Source organism: Streptomyces sp. NPDC060027, from assembly GCF_042737005.1.
Taxonomy (GTDB): Bacteria; Actinomycetota; Actinomycetes; order Streptomycetales; family Streptomycetaceae; genus Streptomyces.
Genome location: NZ_JBHWVI010000063.1, coordinates 19,173 through 37,413 on the forward strand (window position 1 = coordinate 19,173; position 18,241 = coordinate 37,413).

Annotated in this window: 18 protein-coding genes; 9 read left to right on the forward strand and 9 right to left on the reverse strand. The window is 71.5% G+C overall.

From position 1 onward, the window contains the following. Positions 1-16: 16 nt before the first annotated feature. Entirely contained in the window at positions 17-502 is a 486-nt protein-coding gene (locus tag ACFWBT_RS18085; protein WP_266765773.1) for an Lrp/AsnC family transcriptional regulator, read from the forward strand. A 258-nt stretch (positions 503-760) separates the two neighbouring features. Here the strand turns inward: ACFWBT_RS18085 and ACFWBT_RS18090 are convergent, their stop codons facing one another. Together ACFWBT_RS18090 and ACFWBT_RS18095 are read right to left on the reverse strand one after the other, a co-directional pair. After that, positions 761-1,351, reverse strand: a complete 591-nt coding sequence (locus ACFWBT_RS18090; RefSeq protein ID WP_266760675.1) for a TetR/AcrR family transcriptional regulator — start codon at positions 1,349-1,351, stop codon at positions 761-763. Next, on the reverse strand, positions 1,348-2,862 hold the full coding sequence (locus ACFWBT_RS18095; RefSeq protein ID WP_385701262.1) for a 3-hydroxyacyl-CoA dehydrogenase: 1,515 nt from the start codon (positions 2,860-2,862) through the stop codon (positions 1,348-1,350). Before ACFWBT_RS18095 ends, ACFWBT_RS18090 begins: the two co-directional genes overlap by 4 nt. 148 nt (positions 2,863-3,010) lie before the next feature. Here ACFWBT_RS18095 and paaN point away from each other — a divergent pair, with 148 nt between their 5' ends. Then, a complete protein-coding gene (gene paaN, locus ACFWBT_RS18100) occupies positions 3,011-4,723 on the forward strand; it encodes a phenylacetic acid degradation protein PaaN (protein WP_385701264.1) in 1,713 nt (570 codons plus the stop codon). 21 nt (positions 4,724-4,744) lie between these two features. Here paaN and ACFWBT_RS18105 read toward each other — a convergent pair whose 3' ends face one another. Genes ACFWBT_RS18105 through ACFWBT_RS18115 form a run of 3 tightly spaced genes read right to left on the reverse strand, consistent with a single transcriptional unit; the run spans position 4,745 to position 7,730 of the window. Continuing rightward, entirely contained in the window at positions 4,745-5,494 is a 750-nt protein-coding gene (locus tag ACFWBT_RS18105; protein ID WP_266848418.1) for an RNA methyltransferase, read from the reverse strand. Next, a complete protein-coding gene (locus ACFWBT_RS18110) occupies positions 5,491-6,723 on the reverse strand; it encodes an HTTM domain-containing protein (RefSeq protein ID WP_385701267.1) in 1,233 nt (410 codons plus the stop codon). The genes ACFWBT_RS18105 and ACFWBT_RS18110 overlap by 4 nt, the downstream gene beginning before the upstream one ends. Continuing rightward, complete coding sequence (locus tag ACFWBT_RS18115; RefSeq protein ID WP_385701269.1) at positions 6,720-7,730, reverse strand: DUF5819 family protein; 1,011 nt, start codon at positions 7,728-7,730, stop codon at positions 6,720-6,722. Before ACFWBT_RS18115 ends, ACFWBT_RS18110 begins: the two co-directional genes overlap by 4 nt. A gap of 262 nt (positions 7,731-7,992) precedes the next feature. Between ACFWBT_RS18115 and paaA the strand changes: the two genes are divergently transcribed. From paaA to ACFWBT_RS18145, 6 genes are all read left to right on the forward strand, one after another. Continuing rightward, positions 7,993-9,033 (forward strand): 1,2-phenylacetyl-CoA epoxidase subunit PaaA, encoded by a 1,041-nt coding sequence (gene paaA, locus ACFWBT_RS18120; RefSeq protein WP_385701271.1) that lies wholly within the window; start codon positions 7,993-7,995, stop codon positions 9,031-9,033. Continuing rightward, complete coding sequence (gene paaB, locus ACFWBT_RS18125) at positions 9,030-9,317, forward strand: 1,2-phenylacetyl-CoA epoxidase subunit PaaB (RefSeq protein WP_266760661.1); 288 nt, start codon at positions 9,030-9,032, stop codon at positions 9,315-9,317. The genes paaA and paaB overlap by 4 nt, the downstream gene beginning before the upstream one ends. Beyond that, positions 9,314-10,033: a 1,2-phenylacetyl-CoA epoxidase subunit PaaC gene (paaC, locus tag ACFWBT_RS18130; protein ID WP_385701274.1), complete on the forward strand. Its 720-nt coding sequence runs from the start codon at positions 9,314-9,316 to the stop codon at positions 10,031-10,033. Before paaB ends, paaC begins: the two co-directional genes overlap by 4 nt. Further along, positions 10,027-10,560: a 1,2-phenylacetyl-CoA epoxidase subunit PaaD gene (gene paaD / locus ACFWBT_RS18135; RefSeq protein ID WP_351536239.1), complete on the forward strand. Its 534-nt coding sequence runs from the start codon at positions 10,027-10,029 to the stop codon at positions 10,558-10,560. The genes paaC and paaD overlap by 7 nt, the downstream gene beginning before the upstream one ends. After that, entirely contained in the window at positions 10,560-11,624 is a 1,065-nt protein-coding gene (paaE, locus tag ACFWBT_RS18140) for a 1,2-phenylacetyl-CoA epoxidase subunit PaaE (protein WP_385701277.1), read from the forward strand. Before paaD ends, paaE begins: the two co-directional genes overlap by 1 nt. Positions 11,625-11,927: 303 nt before the next feature. After that, entirely contained in the window at positions 11,928-13,061 is a 1,134-nt protein-coding gene (locus tag ACFWBT_RS18145; RefSeq protein ID WP_385701279.1) for an acyl-CoA dehydrogenase family protein, read from the forward strand. 58 nt (positions 13,062-13,119) lie between these two features. Here ACFWBT_RS18145 and ACFWBT_RS18150 read toward each other — a convergent pair whose 3' ends face one another. The 4 genes from ACFWBT_RS18150 to ACFWBT_RS18165 all read right to left on the reverse strand — a co-directional run bounded on the left by ACFWBT_RS18150 (position 13,120) and on the right by ACFWBT_RS18165 (position 17,081). Then, positions 13,120-13,449 carry a rhodanese-like domain-containing protein gene (locus ACFWBT_RS18150; RefSeq protein WP_385701289.1) on the reverse strand — a complete coding sequence of 110 codons (330 nt, stop codon included), beginning with the start codon at positions 13,447-13,449 and terminating at the stop codon, positions 13,120-13,122. A 54-nt stretch (positions 13,450-13,503) separates the two neighbouring features. Next, positions 13,504-14,550, reverse strand: coding sequence for a hypothetical protein (locus ACFWBT_RS18155; protein ID WP_385701280.1), 1,047 nt, complete (start codon positions 14,548-14,550; stop codon positions 13,504-13,506). Between the two features lie 292 nt (positions 14,551-14,842). After that, on the reverse strand, positions 14,843-16,471 hold the full coding sequence (locus ACFWBT_RS18160) for a DUF2252 domain-containing protein (RefSeq protein WP_385701282.1): 1,629 nt from the start codon (positions 16,469-16,471) through the stop codon (positions 14,843-14,845). A gap of 238 nt (positions 16,472-16,709) precedes the next feature. Then, positions 16,710-17,081, reverse strand: coding sequence for a winged helix-turn-helix transcriptional regulator (locus ACFWBT_RS18165; protein WP_385701283.1), 372 nt, complete (start codon positions 17,079-17,081; stop codon positions 16,710-16,712). A gap of 263 nt (positions 17,082-17,344) precedes the next feature. On the opposite strand from ACFWBT_RS18165, the gene ACFWBT_RS18170 reads away from it, so the two are divergent. Further along, positions 17,345-17,998 carry an FMN-dependent NADH-azoreductase gene (locus ACFWBT_RS18170; RefSeq protein WP_385701286.1) on the forward strand — a complete coding sequence of 218 codons (654 nt, stop codon included), beginning with the start codon at positions 17,345-17,347 and terminating at the stop codon, positions 17,996-17,998. Positions 17,999-18,241 lie beyond the last annotated feature (243 nt).

Consider the following 18,241-nt stretch of genomic DNA (forward strand, 5'->3'; position numbering starts at 1 on the left):
CATGGCACCTGAACAAATGGCCGAGCCGCCGGAGGCCGGCCCCGTCGCGCCGCCCGCCCGTCCGCTCGACGCGATCGACCAGGACATCCTGCACATGCTCCAGGCGGACGGCCGCGCCTCCATCCGCTCCGTGGCCGAACGGGTCCATGTGTCGCGGGCCAACGCCTACGCGCGGATCAACCGGCTCATCGAGGACGGCGTGATCCGCGGCTTCGGGGCCCGCGTCGACCACGAACGCGCCGGTCAGGGCACGTCGGCGTACATCACCCTCAAGATCGTGCAGAACTCCTGGCGCACGGTGCGCGAGCAGCTGAGGGTGCTCCCCGGGGCCTCGCACATCGCTCTGGTGGGCGGCGACTTCGACGTACTTCTCCTGGTACACACGCCGGACAACCGGGCGCTGCGCGAGCTGGTGCTCACCCGTCTCCAGTCCATCCCGGAGGTGCTCAGCAGCCGGACGCTGCTGGTCTTCGAGGAAGAGGACCTGGAGCCGGAGGGCTGAGGCCGCCGGACAACCGGATCGGCACGACTCCCACCGAAGCGCCTTGACCTTCCGGAACCCTGACCTGCCGAAGCCCGGATCTGCCGAAGCCCGGATCTGCCGAAGCCTGGACCAGCCGGGCTCCCGGCACCCTCACAACCCCGCCGGAGCCCGAACCTCAGGCTCCCGGCACCTTCACGACCCCGCCGGAGCCCGAACCTCAGGCTCCCGGCACCTTCACGACCCCGCCGGAGCCTTGACCCGCCGGGCTCCTGGCCCTCACGACTCCTGCCGGAGCCCTCCGAAGACCAGTACCACCACGGCGTCGGCCACTTCCCGCGCGCCCATGCCGCGCGCGTCGGGCCGGTACCACTCGACGAGCGAGTTGATCATCCCGAAGACCAGCCGGGTGGCGAGCCGGACCTCCACGTCGCCGCGTACGTCCCCGTCGGCGGCCGCGGCCTTCAGGAGCTCGGCGACCCTGTGGTCGAAGTCGCGGCGCCGCTCCAGCGCCCACCGCTCGGTGCCCGTGTTGCCGCGCACCCGCAGCAGCAGCGTCACGTAGGGCAGCTCGGAGGTGAGCACCTCGACCATGCGCCGTACGACGTACTCCAGGCGCTCCACGGCACGCCCCACGCACGCGTGCTCCTCGTCGAGGATCCCGAAGAGGCCGTCCAGCGCCCGGCTCACCGCGCGCCGCAGCAGCTCCTCCTTGCCCGCGACGTGGTGGTAGATCGACGACTTGGAGATGCCGGCCGCCTTGGAGAGGTGCTCCATGGAGGTGCCGTCGTAACCGCGTTCGTTGAAGACCTGGACGGCGACCGAGAGCAGTGTCTCGGGGGTGTACGTGTCCCGCTTGGCGGTGGTCACGAGGTGCCCTCCCGCTTCTGGTCGGCGTAGGCGTGGCGGTACAGCGCCAGCGACGGCGCGTAGCGCCCGGAGGGGTCGCGTACGTGCAGTTCGTCCAGGACGTCGTACGACCAGTTCGTGCCGAGCCTGCGGCTCCACTCGAAGGGGCCCAGGGGATAGTTGACGCCGAGGCGCATCGCGGTGTCGATGTCCTCCTCGGTGGCCACGCCCTTGGCGACGGCGTCGTACGCGAGATCGACGATCCGGGCCACCGTGCGGGCGACGATCATGCCGGGGCAGTCGCCGATGACGCTGACGTCCTTGCCGAGCGCCTGGAAGAGGCCGATGGCCTCGGAGAGCGTCTCGGGAGCGGTGTCCTGGGACGCCGACAGGGCGATCCGGGTGGCCTTGCGGTAGTCGAGCGCGAGGTCGAAGTAGACGACGTCGCGGAACTCGACCGAGGTCTGGCCGTCGGCGAGGACCAGCTGGCCGCCGCTGGGCAGGACCAGGCGGGTGCCGTGGTCCTCCTCGTCCTCGCGGACCTGGATGCCCGCCTCGCGGATCAGGTCGAGGAGCTCGGCTGCGGGGCCCAGGTCGCCCTCCACGACGACGTACGCCGGCGTCTGCGCCTTCTCCGCGGTGTGCGGCTCGGCCCGCTCGGCGTCGTCCCCGTGGTCGTACCAGCCGTGTCCCGTCTTGCGGCCGAGCCGTCCCGACTCGACGAGCCGACGCTGGGCGAGCGAGGGCGTGAAGCGCACGTCCTGGAAGAAGGACTGCCACACGGAGTGCGTGACGGACTCGTTGACGTCCTGGCCGATCAGGTCGGTGAGCTCGAAGGCGCCCATCCGGAAGCCGCCGGACTCGCGCAGGACCGCGTCGATGGTGGCGGGGTCGGCGGCCTGGGACTCGTGGACCGCGAAGGCCTCGGCGTAGAAGGGCCGCGCGATGCGGTTGACGATGAAACCGGGGGTGTCCGCGCAGGCGACGGGAGTCTTGCCCCAGGCGCGGGCCGTCTCGTACGCGCGCGTGGCCGACGTGACGTCGGTCGCGAACCCGGAGACGACCTCCACGAGGGGCAGCAGCGGCGCCGGGTTGAAGAAGTGCAGCCCGACGAGCCGGCCCGGGTTGCGCAGGGCGCCGCCGATGGCCGTGACGGACAGCGAGGAGGTGTTGGTGGCGAGCAGGCAGTCGTCCCCGACGATGTCTTCGAGGGCGCTGAACAACTGCTGTTTCGCGTCGAGTTGTTCGAGCACCGCCTCGACGACGAGGACGCAGTCGGCGAGGTCGGTGAGGCTCGCGGCCGGGTGGAGCCGGGCGCGTGCGGCGTCCCGGTCGGCGCCGGTGAGCCGGTCCTTCACGACGAGCCGGTCGAGACGGGCGCCGATCGCCTCGGCCGCCGCCTCGGCCCGCCCGGGCGCCGCGTCGTAGAGCCGCACGGGGTGGCCGGCCACCAGCGCGACCTGGGCGATGCCCTGGCCCATGGTGCCGGTACCGACGACTGCCACGGGGCTGCTGAGGTCGAGTGCTGTCATGTGCGCGATCCTCCCGCACGCCGATTTCCACAGATGCGGCGGCTCCCCTTGTCCCGACCGATCGTTCGGTTACTCTAACTCTGACTGTCCCTTCCTGCCCAGCTCGCGAGCCCGACGAAGAGCTCTTGAGACGAGGAGTTGGTCCTTGATGGCCGCCGAACTCACCGCCCACCAGCTGATCGCCCAGCACCGGCCCACCCTCGATCAGGCGCTGGAAGCGATCCGCACACGCGCGTACTGGTCCCCGCACCCGGAACATCCCAAGGCGTACGGCGAGCACGGCAGCCTGGGCATGGCCGAGGGCAAGGCCGCCTTCGACGCCCTCCTGGGCACCCGCCTCGACCTGGGCCAGCCCGGCACGGACGACTGGGTCGGCGGCGAGGTGTCGCCGTACGGCATCGAGCTGGGCGTCACGTACCCGCACGCGGACATCGACGCCCTGCTGCCCGCCATGCGCGCGGGGATGCGCGCCTGGCGCGACGCGGGCGCGGAGGTCCGCGCCGTCGTCTGTCTGGAGATCCTCAAGCGGATCAGCGACCGCACCCACGAGTTCGCGCACGCGGTCATGCACACCAGCGGCCAGGCCTTCATGATGGCGTTCCAGGCGGGCGGCCCGCACGCGCAGGACCGCGGCCTGGAAGCGGTGGCGTACGCGTACGTGGAGCAGGTCCGCACCCCCGACACCGCGGAGTGGACCAAGCCCCAGGGCAAGCGCGACCCGCTCGCGCTCACCAAGCAGTTCACGCCCGTCCCGCGCGGCATCGCGCTGATGATCGGCTGCAACACCTTCCCGACGTGGAACGGCTATCCGGGCCTGTTCGCCTCCCTGGCCACCGGCAACGCGGTCCTGGTGAAGCCCCACCCGCGCGCGGTGCTGCCGCTCGCGCTCACCGTGCAGGTCGCGCGCGAGGTGCTCACCGAGGCCGGCTTCGACCCGAACCTGGTGGCGCTGGCCGCCGAGCGTCCCGGCGAGGGCATCGCCAAGACGCTGGCCACCCGCCCCGAGATCCGGATCATCGACTACACCGGCTCCACGGCCTTCGGCGACTGGCTGGAGGCCAACGCCCGCCAGGCGCAGGTCTACACGGAGAAGGCCGGCGTCAACACGGTGATCGTGGAGTCGACCGGCGACTACAAGGGGATGCTGTCCAACCTGGCGTTCTCGCTGTCGCTCTACAGCGGCCAGATGTGCACCACCCCGCAGAACCTGCTGATCCCCCGTGACGGCATCGGCACGGACGAGGGTCACAAGTCCTACGACGAGGTGGTCGCCGATCTCGCGAAGTCGGTCGGCGGACTCCTCGGGGACGACGCCCGCGCGAACGGACTGCTCGGCGCCATCGTGAACCCGGACGTGAAGGCCCGCCTGGAGGCGGCCGCCGGACTCGGCGAAGTCGCCCTGCCCTCACGGCAGATCGACAACCCCGAGTTCCCGGGCGCCGTCGTGCGCTCGCCGGTGATCGTCAAGCTCGACGGCGCTCGCAAGTACTGGGAGAACGCCGAGAACGCCGACGAGGCCGCCTACATGAGCGAGTGCTTCGGGCCGGTCTCCTTCGCCGTCGCGGTCGACTCGGCGGCGGACGCCGTGGAGCTGCTGCGGCGCACGGTCAGGGACAAGGGCGCGATGACCGTCGGCGCGTACACCACCGACGAGGCGGTCGAGCGTGACATCCAGGAAGCCTGCCTGGAGGAGTGCGCGCAGCTCTCCCTGAACCTCACGGGCGGGGTCTACGTCAACCAGACGGCCGCGTTCTCGGACTTCCACGGCTCGGGCGGCAACGGAGCCGCCAACGCGGCACTGTGCGACGGAGCCTTCGTGGCGAACCGCTTCCGGGTGGTCGAGGTGCGCCGCGAGGCGTGAGCCCTGACGCCCGTCGGGCGTCTACACCGGTGCGCCCCCGCCGGCGCTCCAGTGGAACAGCGTCATGGCCACACTGGTCGCGAGGTTGTAGCTGGAGACCTGGGGGCGCATCGGCAGTGACACCAGGTGATCGGCCCGGGCCCGCAGTTCGGCGGACAGTCCGCTGCGTTCCGAGCCGAAGGCGAGCAGAGCGTCGTCGGGGAGCTTCGACCCGCGGATGTCCTCACCCTCCGGGTCGAGCGCGAACACCGGGCCCGTCGGCAGTTCGTCCACCGTCAGTCGCTCCACGGCGGTCGCGAAGTGCAGGCCGGCCCCACCGCGTACGACCGTGGGGTGCCAGGGGTCGAGCGTGCCCGTCGTGACCACCCCGGTCGCGCCGAAGCCCGCCGCGAGCCGGATCACGGCGCCGGCGTTGCCCAGGTTGCGCGGATTGTCGAGCACGACGACGGGCGCGGTGCGGGGCGTGCGGGCCAGCGCCTCCAGGTGGGCGGCGCGCGACGGCCGTACGGCGAGAGCGGCCACCGAGGTGGGGTGCGGACGCGGTACGAGAGCCGTGTACGTCGCCTCCGGGACCTCCGTCAGCAGCTCGTCGAGAACGGCGCGTACGTCGGGGGCGAGTTCGTCGGCCAGTTCCAGGGCCGCCCGCCGGTCGGTGGTGACGGCGACCGGGACGCGCGCCCCGAAGCGCACCGCGTGCTTGAGGGCGTGGAATCCGTCGAGCAGGACGGATCCGTCGGCGAGCTGACGCCATGCGCGTACCGGGTCGTTCATGCGGGGAAGCCTACGTGCGTCTGCTCGGGCTCCTCCGGAACGCCCGGCTCGGGAGCCCGGGGCCCCGGTACCGTACGGCCGCCGCCGGAGAACAGCCGGCCACGCACGCGTGCCACCCCTCCGCCGAGGCGCCGCAGGAAGGATGTCGGCAGGAACACGGCGTCCGCGGCGATCATCGCGAGCGAGAAGAACGGCAGCCCGAGGACCACGGCGATCACGGCGTGCTCGGTGATCATGGCCGCCAGCAGGACGTTCTTGACCCGCCGGTTGAACAGGGTGAAGGGGAAGGCGACCTGCACGGCGACCGTCCCGTACGTCACCAGCATCACGATCGTGCCGTGCGCGGACAGCAGCTCGGACAGTGCGGGCCAAGGCGAGAAGGAATCCAGGTGGAGCGGGTAGTAGACGGCGGTTCCGTCCTGCCAGCGCGAGCCCTGGACCTTGTACCAGCCGGCGGTCGCGTAGATCAGACACGCCTCGGCCATGATGATCATCAGGGCGGCGTTGTGCACGAGGTTGGCGACGACGTCCAGCAGGATGCGCGGCTGAGCGGTGCGCGCGACCCGGCCGACGGTCCACCACAGGGCTTGCACCGCCCACAGCCCCCAGAAGACCGTGAGCCAGCCGCCCAGGAAGCCGGCCTCGATCCGGCCCGCGCCCGTCGCGGCGGCCAGCAGGACCCCGAGTACTCCCCACAGGACCGGGCCCGCCCGGTCGGGCCCGGTCCATTCGCCCCGCGCGCGTGCCTCGCCGGCGAGGCGGTCCCGCCGCGCGTCGAGGGACCACACCCGGCCGCAGCGGGTGAACACCAGATAGATCGACATCAGATGGAGGACGTTGTCCCCGCCGTCCCCGATGAAGACGCTGCGGTTCTGCAGGGAGAGCACGCCGATCATGAAGAGCACGGACATCGCGCGGGTCCGCCAGCCCACCAGCAGCAGGGCGCCGGAGACGACGGCGAGCGCGTAGACGATCTCGAACCACACCTGGCTGTCCGACCACACCAGGGCCGTGAAGGCGTGGTTGCTCGCGACGAGCTGCTGGGCGAGATCCCAGCTCCACGGTCCATCGGGCCCGTACATCTCCTGGCGGTGCGGATACTCGCGCAGCAGGAACAGCAGCCAGGTGGCGGCGAAGCCGATACGGATCACGGCGCTCTGGTACGGACCGAGGGCGGACTCCGTGACACGGGCGATGCCGCGCGCGATCGTCGGAGCGATGCGGTTCATCGGGCGCTCGCCTCCATCAGCCCGTCCGCGCGATCGCTCTCGGGAACGGCCCACCAGGGCAGCTCACGGACGACGGGCTGGTCGGACACCTTCTCGTCGCTCCACCGGGGAGGCGGCACGTTGGTGGTCTGCGAGCGGAGCTGGACGCGCTCGACGACGGCGCCCTGGCCGCCCGCGTGCTCGCGGTCCAGCCGCAGCACGGCGATGCGGCGCAGATAGCGCTCCGACAGGTCGCCGCGCAGGCCCGTGGGGCGGTTCTCGCCGTCGTGCGTACCGATGTAGAAGTCCCAGGCGCGGCGCAGTTCGTTCTGCTGGGTGTGGCTCGGCACGGGATTCCCGTCGACGGCGAGGCCGTCGAGCGCGGACAGGTCGTACCAGCCCGTCTCGCGACTGGTCCCGTCCTCGGCGCGGACCAGGGCGCGCACCTGGACGGCGATGTCCAGCTGCAACGGGTTGGGAGCGAAGAGCTTCCAGTTCTGCTCGAACTCGGGGTAGATCCACTCGTCGATCGCGTGCCCGTGCTGCTTGGTCACCGTGTTCGAGGGCGCGACGTGCAGGAACACCATGCCGAGATGCACACAGGAGACGACGGCCACGACGGCAAGGGCGAGGGCGGCGGCGATCTGATAGCGGAGGGAGAGCGCCGCCAGGCCCGCGGGCGCCTCGGCCTCCGGACAGACACCCCCTTCGGGCCCGGCCTCCCCTGGCCCGGCCTCCTCGAACTCCGCAGGAGCGACCACCTCGGGCTCGGCGGCCCCGAACTCCGCAGGAGCGACCACCTCGGACCCGGTCTCCTCGGACTCCGGGGGAGCTACCGACTCCGCCGCCGGCTCGCCGGTCGCCGACTCGTCGGTCGGCGACTCGTCGGTCGGCGACTCGTCGGTCGGCTGCCTGCCGGGAAGCGACGTGCCGCCGGTGGCCCCGCCGGGAGCGGCCCCCTCGGCAGCGGTCCCCTCGGGCGCGACCGGACCAGGCTTCGGCTTCGAGCCTTCGTCGTTCGCGTCCATCCCGCCCCGATTCACGATCCCGAATCCGACTGCCGGCCGCCGGGTTGCGGGCACCGTACCGCCACGTCGCACCACACCACGACGTTCGCAAGCGAACCGTACTCAGACCCGCCCGCCCGGCACAGCCCCGTGCGTCACAACGGCCACGCCAGAGCGCACGAGGTTATCCACAGCGGTTGACACCATACGGCGCTCGACCGACCATTGATGCGAGCGGACCGAACGATCGGTCGGTCGGGAATGAGAGGTCGAGGGGGACCGCATGGCGACAGCATCAGCGCACCACACGGCCCGCACACAGGCGGACGAAGCCGCCGACGAAGCGGCGCGCACAGCGGCATACGAAGTCGTCTTCGACGCCGCGGTGGCGGCCGACGAACGCATCGAGCCCCGTGACTGGATGCCCGACGCCTACCGCTCGACCCTGGTCCGCCAGATCGCGCAGCACGCCCACTCCGAGATCATCGGCATGCAGCCGGAGGCCAACTGGATCACCCGCGCGCCCTCGCTGCGCCGCAAGGCGATCCTGATGGCGAAGGTCCAGGACGAGGCCGGACACGGGCTGTATCTGTACAGCGCGGCCGAGACGCTCGGCACCAGCCGCGAGGAGCTGCTGGACAAGCTGCACTCCGGCCGCCAGAAGTACTCGTCGATCTTCAACTACCCCACGCTGACCTGGGCGGACGTCGGCGCCATCGGCTGGCTCGTGGACGGCGCCGCGATCACCAACCAGGTCCCCCTGTGCCGCTGCTCGTACGGCCCGTACGCGCGCGCGATGATCCGCGTGTGCAAGGAGGAATCCTTCCACCAGCGCCAGGGGTACGAACTGCTGCTGGCCCTGAGCCAGGGCACCCCCGAGCAGCACGCGATGGCGCAGGACGCGGTCGACCGCTGGTGGTGGCCCTCCCTGATGATGTTCGGCCCGCCCGACGACGAGTCCTCGCACTCCGCCCAGTCGATGGCGTGGAAGATCAAGCGCCATTCGAACGACGAGCTGCGCCAGCGGTTCGTCGACATCGCCGTGCCCCAGGCCGAGTCCCTCGGCCTGACCCTGCCCGACCCCGACCTCGTGTGGAACGAGGAGCGGGGACACCACGACTTCGGCGCCATCGACTGGACGGAGTTCTGGGAGGTCCTCAAGGGCAACGGCCCGTGCAACGACCAGCGGATCACCCAGCGCCGGCGAGCCCACGAGGAGGGCGCGTGGGTACGGGAGGCGGCCGCGGCGTACGCCGACAAGCACACGAGCGGGACCGGCGGCTCCGCGAGCACGACCGGCGAGACAGGAGCGACCCGAGCATGACGAACACCGACTGGCCGCTGTGGGAGGTCTTCGTGCGCTCGCGCCGCGGACTCTCGCACACCCACGCCGGCAGCCTGCACGCGCCGGACGCCGAGCTGGCGCTGCGCAACGCGCGCGATCTGTACACGCGCCGCGGCGAGGGCGTCTCGATCTGGGTCGTCCCCTCCACCGCCGTCACGGCCTCCTCGCCCGACGAGAAGGACTCGTTCTTCGATCCGTCGGCGGACAAGCCGTACCGCCACCCGACGTTCTACGAGATCCCGGAAGGGGTGAAGCACCTGTGACTCTCACCGTGAACACCGCGGCGGCCCTGGCCCTCGGCGACGACGCCCTGGTGCTCTCACACCGTCTGGGGGAGTGGGCGGGTCACGCGCCCGTCCTCGAAGAGGAAGTCGCCCTGGCCAACATCGCTCTGGACCTGCTCGGCCAGGCCCGGGTCCTGCTGTCCATGGCCGGTGACGAGGACGAGTTGGCGTATCTCCGCGAGGAGCGCGCCTTCCGCAACCTCCAGCTCGTCGAGCAGCCGAACGGCGACTTCGCGCACACGATCGCGCGCCAGCTGTACTTCTCCACCTACCAGCGACTTCTCTACACGCAACTGGCTGCCGGGGAGAGCGAGTTCGCGCCCCTCGCCGCGAAGGCCGTCAAAGAGGTCGCCTACCACCAGGACCACGCCGAGCAGTGGACGCTGCGCCTCGGCGACGGCACGGACGTCAGCCACGAGCGGATGAGCCGCGCGTGCGAGGCCCTGTGGCGCTTCACGGGCGAGATGTTCCAGCCGATCGAGGGCGTCGACATCGACTGGGAAGGGATGCGGGCCGCCTGGCTCGAGTCCGTGGGAGACATCCTGCGCCGCGCCACGCTGTCGGTCCCCGAGGGCCCGCAGTCCGGGGCGTGGACGGCGGGCGCCGGACGCCAGGGGCTGCACACCGAGTCCTTCGGCCGGATGCTCGCCGAGATGCAGCATCTGCACCGCAGTCACCCGGGGGCGTCATGGTGACGACGACCGCCCTCGAGGAGGAGCTGCGCAGACTGGCCGGCTCCGTGCTCGACCCCGAGCTGCCCGTCATCACTCTGGACGAGCTCGGCGTGCTGCGCGCCGTGCACGTCCTCGGCACGGACTCCGTCGAGGTCGAGCTGACCCCGACCTACACCGGCTGCCCCGCCGTCGAGGCCATGTCCATGGACATCGAGCGGGTACTCCACGAGCACGGCATGCGCGAGGTGTCCGTACGTACGGTGCTCAGTCCCGCCTGGTCGACGGACGACATCTCGGACGAAGGCCGCCGCAAACTGCGGGAGTTCGGGATAGCGCCGCCACGCGGCGGGCGTCCCACGGGCCCGGTTCCGCTGGGCCTGGGACCGACCCGGACGGCCGCCTCCGAACCGGAACTGGAGCCCGTCCGCTGCCCGTCCTGCGGATCGGCCGACACCGAGCTGCTCAGCCGCTTCTCGTCCACCGCGTGCAAGGCGCTGCGCCGCTGTCTGTCCTGCCGCGAACCGTTCGACCACTTCAAGGAGTTGTGATGGCCCGCTTCCACCCGCTCCCGGTGGCCGCGGTCGACCGGATCACCGACGACTCCGTGGCCCTGACCTTCGCGGTGCCCGCGGAGCTGCGCGAGGACTACCGGCACGCCGCCGGCCAGCATCTGGCACTGCGCCGCACGGTCGACGGCACCGAGATACGCCGTACGTACTCCATCTGCTCCCTGGCCCCAGCGTCCGACGGCGAAGGACCGCGCACACTGCGGGTCGGTGTACGCCTGGTCGACGGCGGCGCGTTCTCGACGTACGCGCTCAAGGAGATCGCCGTCGGGGACGAGGTGGAGGTGATGACTCCGGCGGGACGCTTCACGCTGGAGCCGTCGGCCGGCCTGTACGCGGCGGTGGTGGGCGGCAGCGGGATCACCCCGGTGCTCTCGATCGTCTCGACGCTGCTGGCGCGGGAGCCGGAGGCGAGGTTCTGCCTGATCCGCAGCGACCGTACGTCGGCCTCGACGATGTTCCTGGAGGAGGTCGCCGACCTCAAGGACCGCTATCCGCGACGGTTCCAGCTGGTGACGGTCCTCTCCCGGGAGGAGCAGCAGGCCGGCCTGCCGTCCGGGCGGCTCGACCAGGAGCGGCTTTCCGGGCTGCTTCCGGCGCTCCTGCCCGTGGACCGGGTGGCGGGATGGTTCCTGTGCGGGCCGATGGGGCTCGTACAGGGAGCCGAGCGGGCGCTGCGCGGGCTCGGGGTGTCCCGGACGCGCATCCACGAGGAGATCTTCCACGTGGACGCGGCCACCACGACCGCATCCGCCGTTCCGGCCCCCGCACACAGCACGGTGACCGCACGGCTCGACGGACGGGGCGGCACCTGGCCCGTCCAGGACGGTGAGTCGCTGCTGGACGCGGTGCTGCGCAACCGTCCGGACGCGCCGTACGCCTGCAAGGGCGGCGTGTGCGGCACCTGCCGGGCGTTTCTGGTCTCGGGCGAGGTGCGGATGGACCGCAACTTCGCGCTGGAGCCGGAGGAGACGGAGGCCGGGTACGTACTGGCCTGCCAGTCGCATCCGGCCACGGAAAAGGTGGAGCTGGACTTCGACCGCTGAGCCCGACGAGCGGGACTCCGACCCACTGGACCCGACGGTCAGGACATCGACCGCCGGGCCCGGTGGGCATCCTCTCGACCGCTGGGCCCGGTGGCGGTGGGGCGGGTCACCGGCGGTTCACCGCTTCCGGTGACCGGCCGACAGGCCCACCCCGGCACGCGGGTGATCGACAACTCGGCCCCGCCCACGGGTGACCGATCGCTGGGCGTTCCCTTCTCATAGAACCTGTTCTATCTTGACGCACCGTCAGATCAGGCGTCCTGTCTGGTCGGTGGTCCGGCGCGTGTGCGGGAGGACGGGATCGTGGACTTCACCTTCACCGAGGAGCAGCAGGCGGCGGTCGAGGCGGCGAAGGCGGTGTTCGCCGGGGTCTCCCCGGACGGGGTGCCCAGTCCCGCGCTCACCGCGGGCGCCGTCGCCGAGGACTTCGACCGGGCCCTGTGGGCGAGGCTCGCCGACGCGGACCTGCTGAGCCTGCTGCTCGACGAGGAGGCCGGCGGGGCCGGCCTCGACGCGGTCGCGCTGTGCCTGGTGCTGCGGGAGTCGGCGAAGGTGCTGGCGCGGGTGCCGCTGCTGGAGAGCAGCGCGGCGACGGCCGCCGTGCGGCGATTCGGCGGCGAAGAGCTGAGGTCGGAACTGCCGGCGCGAGCCGGCCGGGGCGAGCTCGTGCTGACCGTCGCCGCCAACGGCAGGACCGGTCACGACCCGGCCGAACTCGCCGTGACCGCGCGGCAGGACGGGGCTGCCTGGGTACTCGACGGTGTACAGACGGCGGTCCCGTGGGCCCACAACGCCGACTTCGTCGTCGTACCGGCGCACACGGACGCCCACCGGACGGTCCTCGCGCTGGTTCCCCGCGGCCACGAAGGGGCCGTACTCGCCGAGCAGATCTCCACGACCGGTGAGCGGCTCGGTGAGCTGCGGCTGGAGTCCGCGCGGATCGCCCCTCGCGATGTCATCGACGCGGAGGGCGCGTGGGAGTGGCTGCGTGAGCTGCTGGCCACCGGCACGTGCGCGCTGGCGCTCGGGCTCGGGGAGGGGGTGCTCCGGATGACGAGCGAGTACACCAGCAAGCGGGAGCAGTTCGGGTTCCCGGTCGCCACGTTCCAGGCGGTCGCCGTGCAGGCCGCCGACCGCTACATAGACCTGCGGGCGATGGAGGCGACGCTCTGGCAGGCCGCCTGGCGGATCGGCACGGGAGCCGGGGGTGCGCTCCCGGCCTGCGGTGACGTGGCCGTCGCCAAGATCTGGGCGTCCGAAGGGGTGCGCCGGGTCGTGCAGACCGCGCAGCATCTGCACGGAGGGTTCGGCGCCGACACCGAATACGCACTGCACCGGTACCACGCCTGGGCCAAGCACCTGGAACTGTCCCTCGGCCCGGCCGCGGCACACGAGGAGGCTCTGGGCGACCTGCTGGCGGCGCACGTCCTGGGGTGAAGGAGCCCGATCAACCACAGGTGACGGGCTCCAGCGGCCGGACCGGAGCCGGGGCCCGCTACAGGACGAAGCCGGGCTCGCCCTTGTCGTTCACGACGGGGCGGCCCATGGCCTCCCACGTGTGCATGCCGCCTTCGACGTTCACGGCGTCGATGCCCTGCTGGACCAAGTACTGCGTGACCTGGGCCGAACGGCCGCCGGAGCGGCAGATGACGTTGACCCGGCCGTCCTGCGGGGCCGCCTCGGTCAGCTCGCCGTAGCGGGCGACGAATTCACTCATGGGGATGTGCAGCGCCCCCTGCGCGTGACCTGCCTCCCACTCGTCGCCCTCCCGGACGTCCAGCAGGAAGTCGTCGACCGCGAGACTGCCGACCTCGACCGTGGGCACACCAGCTCCGAAACTCATGCCTCCGACGCTACCCGACCGCGCCGACGGTCAAGTTCAGGGAGCCTGGGCGTTCAGCTCCGCCAGCTCGGTCTCGCGCTCGCCGACCTGCGTCAGCAGCTGTTCGGCGATCTCCTCCAGGAGACGGTCCGGGTCTTCCGGAGCCAGGTTGAGCATGGCACCGATGGCGCTCTGCTCCAGTTCGCGGGCGGCGAGCGTGAGCATCTCCTTGCGCTGGGCGAGCCATTCGAGGCGGGCGTAGAGCTCCTCGCTGCGGCTCGGCTTCCACTCCTCGGGCGTGGGGCCGGCGGCCCACTCCTCGGCCAGCTCCCGAAGCAACGGCTCGTCACCCCGGGCGTACGCGGCGTTCACACGGACGATGAACTCGTCGCGCCGCTTGCGCTCGTCCTCGTCCTGCGCCAGGTCGGGGTGGGCCTTGCGGACCAGCTCGCGGAAGAGCTTGCGAGCCTCCTCGCTGGGGCGCACCCGCTGCGGGGTCCGCACGGGCTGGTCCGTGAGCATCGCCACGGCCTCGGGGAACAGGCCCTCCGAGTCCATCCAGCCGTGGAACAGCTCCTCGACGCCGGGCATGGGCATGACCCGGGCCCGCGCCTCGTGCGCCTTGCGTATGTCCTCCGCGTCGCCGGAGCGCGCGGCACGTGCCTCGGCGATCTCGGCGTCCAGCTCGTCCAGACGGGAGTACATCGGACCGAGCTTCTGGTGGTGAAGCCGAGAGAAGTTCTCGACCTCGACCCGGAACGTCTCGACGGCGATCTCGAACTCGATCAAGGCCTGCTCGGCAGCCCGCACGGCCCGCTCGAGCCGCTCCTCGGGCCGAGCAGCCTCGGTCTGGAGCTCGCCCTGCTCCGCGGCCCGAGCCTCGCCGTCGGCCTCGCTCGGAGCCTCGGCGTGGAGCTCGGTATGGACCTCACCCGCGGCGAGATCTTCGGCGCTGGAGGTGACCCCCGCGCCCTCCGCATCCGTGATGCCGCCGTCGTCGCCGGGGGAGGCTTGGGGCGTCTCGCCCTCCGGGGCACCGGAGTGTTCCCGGCCCCGCTCGGTGGTGGGCTCGGACTGACTCTGATCGGCTTCCGGGGTCGTCACCCGACCAGCGTAGGCCACACTCCCCCGCGGCTCACTGCCTTCCCCACCTCTCCAGCCACCTGACCGGCCACAACGACCTCAATGACCCCAACCACCCCGATCATCCCAACCGCCGGAACGAGCCGCCGAAGGACCAACCGGAACGGGCGGCCGAGGAGGCGGCCGGGACAAGGGGGCGGAGGAGGCCGCCGGACGAGGCGGGTGGACGAAGCCGCCGGAACAAGGGGCCGGAGAGAGACCACCGGCCCGATGGACCGCCCCTCCCGGAGGTGCCGCCCAGGTACTCCCCCGGTCACACCCCCGGTTCGGAAGCGATCCGCCCGCTTCGGACCGCCGCCACCAGGGCCGCGTGGTCCGCCTCCGTGCGGTCCGCGTAGGCGACGGCGAAGGAGGCGATGGCCTCGTCCAACTCCTCCTTCTTGCCGCAGTAGCCGGCGAGGAGGCGCGGGTCGGCGCTGTGGCTGTGGGCGCGGGCCAGAAGGGCGCCGGTCATGCGGCCGTAGTCGTCGATGTGGTCGGCGGCCAGGGCGGCGGGGTCGACGCTGCCCTTGCGGTTGCGGAACTGGCGCACCTGGTACGGGAGACCGTCGACCGAGGTCCAGCCGAGGAGGATGTCACTGACGACCTGCATGCGCTTCTGCCCGAGGACGACACGGCGGCCCTCGTGGATCAGCTCCGGCATCTGGTGGCCGGCGGTCGCGAGGTGCGGGAGGAGCGCCGAGGCGCGGGCCTCCTTGACCTGGAGGACGAGGGCTTCGCCGCGATGGTCCAGGAGCAGCACCACGTACGAGCGGGTGCCGACGCTGCCGGTGCCGACGACCCGGAAGGCGACGTCGTGCACCGCGTACCGGGACAGCAGGGGGAGACGGTCCTCGGAGAGCGTCGTCAGGTAGTGCTCCAGGGACGCCGCGACCGCGGCCGCCTCCTCGTCGGGAACGCGGCGCAGCACCGGCGCCGCGTCCACGAAGCGGCGGCCACCGCCCTCCACCGCCTCGGTCGACCTGGCGGCGAACCGCCCGCTGGTGTTGGCCCGCGCCTTCTCGGAGACGCGCTCCAGCGTGCCGAGCAGGTCGTGGGCGTCGGTGTGCGAGACCAACTCCTCGTCGGCGATGGCGTTCCACGCGTCCAGCACCGGCAGTCTGGCCAGCAGGCGCATGGTGCGGCGGTACGCGCCCACGGTGTCGTGCGCGGCGGCCCGGCAGGTGTCCTCGTCCGCTCCGGCCTCCCGGCCCGCGAGCACGAGCGAGGTGGCGAGGCGCTTGAGGTCCCACTCCCAGGGGCCGTACACCGTCTCGTCGAAGTCGTTCAGATCGATGACCAGGCCGCCGCGGGCGTCTCCGTACAGACCGAAGTTCGCCGCGTGCGCGTCACCGCAGATCTGGGCGCTGATGCCGGTCATGGGGGTACGGGCGAGGTCGTACGCCATGAGGCCCGCGGAACCGCGCAGAAACGCGAACGGCGTAGCCGCCATCCTGCCGACCCTTATCGGGGTGAGTTCCGCGAGCCTGCCCCGGTTGGACTCCTCGACCGCGGTCACGGCGTCCGGCCGGTCGGCGTCCACCGTCAGCTCGGCGTGCGCTTCGCGCGGCACACGCACGCGCAGGGCCTTCCCCCGTTCCTTGGCCGAGCCCTTCACCGGCCAGGCGGCGAACCCCGGAACAGCGAATCCCCGGGCTCCGAACGCCTCGGCGTCCGACCGGCCCTCGGACGAAGACCGCGCCTCGGACTCGGCCCCGGACTCGGCCCCGGGCCGCCGACCGCCGACGTCCCGCAGCACCTTCTCGGCCTGCTCCACCGGACCGGCCTGCCCGGCCTGTCCGGCCTGCCCGGCCTGTCCGGCCTGCCCGGCCTGTCCGGCCTGCCCGTTCGGCGCCGCCTGGCGCTCCGCGCCCGCCGCACCCGCTGTACCGATCTCGGCCATCACGACCGCCTCCCCCGCACACGAACATCAACTCGTGCTGACCGTACAGCCGGCCGGGAAAACGCGTCAGACCCTGTGGACAACTGCATTCACCCCCGGAGAGAAAGCCGCATACGCAGCCGCGGACGGGGCGTGAGAGGTTCCACCGGCATTCCACCGGCGTTCCACCGGCGGCGCGGCAGCACGGCCCGCGATGTCGTGCCATGAACGGCGCAGGAGAGTTCACGCACGCCCCGGGCTACTTCCGCAGTCGTCCCGGGCACGGTCCGCTCTCCGGCAGATACGTCTCCGCCCAGGAACCCAGCTCCTTGAGCGCGGGTTCCAGCGCGGCGCCCGCTTCTGTCAGCCGGTACGAAACCCGCAGCGGGGGACCCTCGTTGACCTCGCGCACGACCAGGCCGGCCGCGCCGAGTTCGGTGAGCCGGTCCGAAAGCATCCGCTCGCTGATCCCGGGGATCGCTCTGCGCAGATCGGCGAAGTGGACGGGGTGCTGCATCAGAACCGCGACCACGAGACCGGTCCAGCGCTTTCCGAGCAGCGTGAAGACACGGGTCATGCCGTCGTCGACCTTCTGGCACGGCCCCGCGTCGTGGCTTCCCGGTTCTGGCATGAGCCCAGGGTACTGCGTCCACACAAGGGGATGAAAAAAAGTAAGTACCTGTGTTATCTCTAGTTAGGAACGAAAGAGAAGCCCTCGACAGGGCGGCTCCCCTTCGACAGCCCTGCCGTGAACCCGTTTCAGCAGCCCCACCCGGGCTCGTCAGCACGAGCCCCGCGAGGACGGACTCCACCCAAGAGCCCGTACGAGCTCCGCCCACGGCCCTCCCCGGGCCCGGCACCCCGCCCGATACACCCGTTCGTCTGGAGATCTCCATGGCCACCCTCCTTCACATCGACTCGTCCGTCTTCTCCGGCGGCGCCTCCACGTCCCGGACCGTGACGGACGCCTTCCGCTCGGCTTGGGAGGAGCAGCACCCCGACGGCACCGTCGTCTACCGCGACCTCGCCGAGCACCCTGTGCCGCACATCACCGCCGACGCCCACACCGCCGGTTTCGCCGCCCCGGACACGCACAGCCCCGAGCAGGCGGAGGCCTTCGCCGCGCGCGTGAAGCTCATCGAGGAACTGGAGAGCGCGGACGCGGTCCTGATCGGCGCCCCCATGTACAACTTCGCCATCCCCTCGACCCTCAAGGCGTGGCTGGACAACATCGTCCTCATCGGGCGCACCGCCATGACCGAGGACTCGAAGGTCAAGGGCACCCCGGTCACCGTCGTCGCGAGCCGCGGCGGCTCGTACGCGCCGGGCACTCCCCGCGAGGGACAGGAGTACGTGCGGAACTACCTGGAGGCCGTACTGCGCGACATGCTCGGCCTCGACGTCGACTTCATCGTCCCGGAGCTCACCATGGCCCCGCACAACCCGGCGATGACCGAGTTGGTCCCGCTCTTCGAGGCGTCCCGCAGCAAGGCCCTCGACGACGCGGCCACCAAGGCCAAGGAAGTCGCGGAGCGCCTCGCCGCGTAACCACGACACCCGGCCGCCGCCGCTCCGCCCGCCGGAGCCGGCCACGGAGCCCCGCAGGGCCGTCCACTCGCCCTGCGGGGCTCCGCCGCCTGAGAGCATCGTCACACTTCACCGGGACCAAGGGGCCGCCCTCGTCGTGCCCGCACTCCCCGTCGCGCGACTGGGCGCGAACACGCGACCGCGCGGGAACGACCCGGACTCGCCCTGGACAACGTGAAAGCCCCTCAGGTCGAAGACCTGAGG